At 39.5% G+C, this 3349-nt stretch carries 3 protein-coding genes; all 3 read left to right on the top strand.

The window, feature by feature from the left end:
* A partial coding sequence (locus K6G87_RS01180; protein WP_296832743.1) for a carbohydrate ABC transporter permease occupies positions 1 to 445 on the top strand: 445 nt, incomplete at its 5' end.
* A 41-nt stretch (positions 446 to 486) separates the two neighbouring features.
* Positions 487 to 1884, top strand: a complete 1398-nt coding sequence (locus K6G87_RS01175; RefSeq protein WP_296832740.1) for an MGH1-like glycoside hydrolase domain-containing protein — start codon at positions 487 to 489, stop codon at positions 1882 to 1884.
* Positions 1874 to 3148 (top strand): glycoside hydrolase family 28 protein, encoded by a 1275-nt coding sequence (locus K6G87_RS01170; protein WP_296832737.1) that lies wholly within the window; start codon positions 1874 to 1876, stop codon positions 3146 to 3148. Before K6G87_RS01175 ends, K6G87_RS01170 begins: the two co-directional genes overlap by 11 nt.
* The last annotated feature ends 201 nt before the right edge of the window (positions 3149 to 3349 follow it).

Genomic DNA, 3349 nt, shown 5'->3' with positions numbered 1-3349 from the left:
CTACAGACTTCACCTGGTTCCAGGATACGTTCCGCTTATACTGCCATATTTTTGCGGTCAGGCATTCTTCATCTATCAGATGATGCAGTTCATGCAAGGCATACCAAGAGAACTTGATGAAGCAGCTAAGATAGACGGTTGTAGCAAATACGGGATATACTCCAGGATAGTTCTCCCTCTTTTAAAGCCTGCTATAGTAACAACTGTCATCATACAGTTTTACTGGAAATGGGATGACTATATGGGACCACTTCTTTACTTGTCACGTCCACAATCCTATACTGCATCAATAGCTATTAAACTCTTTGCTGATTCTGCGTCTGTGACGGATTATGGCGCAATGTTTGCAATGTCTACGTTATCACTTGTACCTGTATTTCTTATCTTCTTATTCTTTAATAAGTATCTTGTAGAAGGAATTGGAACAAGCGGATTAAAGGGCTAAAATAATAATTGCTAAACCAAAAACGTTACTTAAGGAGCGCCATGGATGATACAAAAGTAGTGTTTAAGACATCAGACAGACTTGTCCAAAAGCTGTATGATGCTGCAGATACCAAATGCAGACAGAACATCAGATTTTTTGGAGAAAGAAAGGTCCTAATAGAAGGTGGCGGTTATCACAAGGTTTGGATCGAGACCCAGCCCATGGGCGGAGCCATGTATGGCAAAAGAGATATAGAGATAGCCCTTAATAACTGCAAAATTTTCATGGACAATCAAAGATCAGACGGAAGACTTCCGGGTAGTATTGAGTATAGAAATGATATACTTATTCCCCAGTACGATAAGTTCCAGGGCTTTTGCTTCCCGGGGCCTGCGCTTGAAGTTTATTACCTTACAGGTAAAGACCAAAGTTATCTGGACCAGCTTTACGAAGTACTTTTAAAGTATGATGAGTATCTGTGGAAATACAGAGATTCTGATAATGATGGCTGTCTGGAAAGCTTTTGCAAATTTGATACAGGAGAGGATAATGCCATAAGATATGGTGATGCGCCAAATTATTGGGAAGAGGATGAAGCGCCGACAGGATATGAAGTCGTTCCCATGGCTTCTGTAGATTTCATGAGTTATTCTTATTCTGCAAGAGAGACTATGGCAGAAATTGCAAGAATAAAAGGAAACAGTGACCTTTATGAAAGGCATAATAAAGAGGCTTTAGAAGTAAGGCGAAGGCTTATTGATAATTTCTGGGATAAGGAAAGAGAAGCCTTTTTTGACAGAGATAAGAATCATAAAATGATGAGCATTCTGACCCATAATAATCTTAGAATGATGTACTGGCACAGTATGGACAGGGAAAAGGCTGACAGATTTGTAAAAAGACATCTGTTAAACGAAAAGGAATTCTGGACTATGATGCCGCTTCCATCTGTTGCCGTAAATGACAGCATGTATAGAAATTATGATGTCAATAACTGGAGCGGTCAGCCTCAGGCACTTACCTACCAAAGGGCTATTGAGGCACTTGAATACTACGGTTATTATGGTTTTATTCCGGCTCTTGGAAGAAAGCTTTTTGAAGCTATAGGTGAAGATTGCATATTTGTTCAGCAATATGATCCTTTTACCATGAAGCCTTCACTTGAAGGAGTTGAAGGCAAACAGGATGCTTACGGACCTGCAATGCTTTCGGTCCTTGAATATGTAAGCAGAATGTATGGGGTGTGCTATAAGAAGGATAGACTTATCTGGAGCTGTATCAAAAAGGAAGAAGGCTATTATGAGCAGCATCTTAACGGGCATATATACAGGCTTGAGAGAGATAAAGACAAGGCATATGGCTTTATTGATGGCAAAGAGGTCCTTAGCTTTGATAAAGGTGTAAGGATAGAAACTGATATGGAGGGAAAGGAGCTTTATAGATACGATGCTTTATAATATTCTTGATTATAATGCTGTAGGCGATGGAATAACAAAGTGTACCAAAGCTATACAGTCAGCGATAAATGACTGCAGCATAACAGGTGGCCGGGTTTATATTCCTTCCGGAATATTTCTGTCAGGTTCTCTTCGTCTTCTATCTAATGTTGAACTGTATCTTGATAAGGGAGCTGTCCTTAGATCAAGCCTTGATGAAGAGGACATGATAGATTTTTCCAAGGATTTTGTAGATGATAATGCAGATACTGGATGGGAAGGCGGATGCTTTCTGTTTGCCTGTCATGAACAAAATATTACTATACAGGGAATGGGAGTAATAGACGGGCAGGGGAGAGAAGTATTCTATGATGATGAACCTTTGGAAGCAGAGCATGAATGCCCCCTTAATGTAAGAGGATTTAGGCCAAGGCTTAGTTTTCTTGAAGATATAGAAAATCTTGTGATCAAGGATGTGACTTTTTATGATGCGGCCTTTTGGACCCTTCATATGGCAGGCTGCAGGAAGGTCAGGATTGAAAATATTGTAATAGACAATAATAGGAGGGCTCCTAATACAGATGGCATAGATCCTGACTGTTGTAGTGATGTAATAATACGCGGATGTAAGATTACATCAGGAGATGATGCGGTTGTTATTAAATCTACCGCGCCAATGTATGAAAAGTATGGAGAATCCAGGGATATAGTAATAAACAGCTGTATACTGTCTACAAGCTGCAGCGCTATAAAGATAGGTACTGAGACTTATGGGGATATACACGATATTATTATTTCTGACTGCATTATAAGAGATTGTATTCGCGGAATAGGTATATGGTCAAGAGATGGGGGAGATATTTATAATATTGTGGCCCATCATATTATTGGAAGTGTCAGGAACTATTCAGACAGCAGTACAAGGACGGAAGGAATATACAGCTGGTGGGGTGAAGGTGACCCTGTATTTATGAGCTCTGCGCAAAGAGAAGGTGTTGATAGGATTCCCGGTATTATCCATGATATAAACATTGATAATCTGAATATGACGGCAGAAAACCCTGTCCTTATACTGGGCGAAGACTATTCACCTATACAAAGAGTAACGATTACAAATTCCAGGATCCTGCTCAAAAAAGTCAGCTCAAAACAAAAACTTATTGCAGATGAAAGACCTTCAAAAAGAGGCAGATACGAGATTGAAAGTATGTCTATCTGTAAGAGAGAAGTAAGAGATCTTATAACAGACATAACCTTTATCAAAGATAAAAGCTTTTCCTTTTGACAAATACAAAACCCGCATCCGTTTAAAATACGGAATGCGGGTTTTGTAGCTATTAATTACTCAGTTGCAAGCTGGAAGAAGTTTACTTTCTTGTTGAGAGAGTCTGCAAGTTCCTTAAGATCTGTTGCTGAGTTACTGATAAGTGCAAATGTTGCATTAAGTTCTTCCATAGAAGCGTTGGTCTCTTCTGTAGAAGCGGCA

This window comes from Butyrivibrio sp. (assembly GCF_024699075.1).
The sequence above is the reverse complement of the archived record's forward strand: the minus strand, read 5'-3'. Positions and strand labels throughout refer to the sequence as shown.

Excerpts from the sequence above, each read along its gene's own strand:
- K6G87_RS01175 (WP_296832740.1), top strand. The coding sequence starts at position 487 with ATGGATGATACAAAAGTAGTGTTTAAGACATCAGACAGACTTGTCCAA.
- K6G87_RS01170 (WP_296832737.1), top strand. The coding sequence starts at position 1,874 with ATGCTTTATAATATTCTTGATTATAATGCTGTAGGCGATGGAATAACA.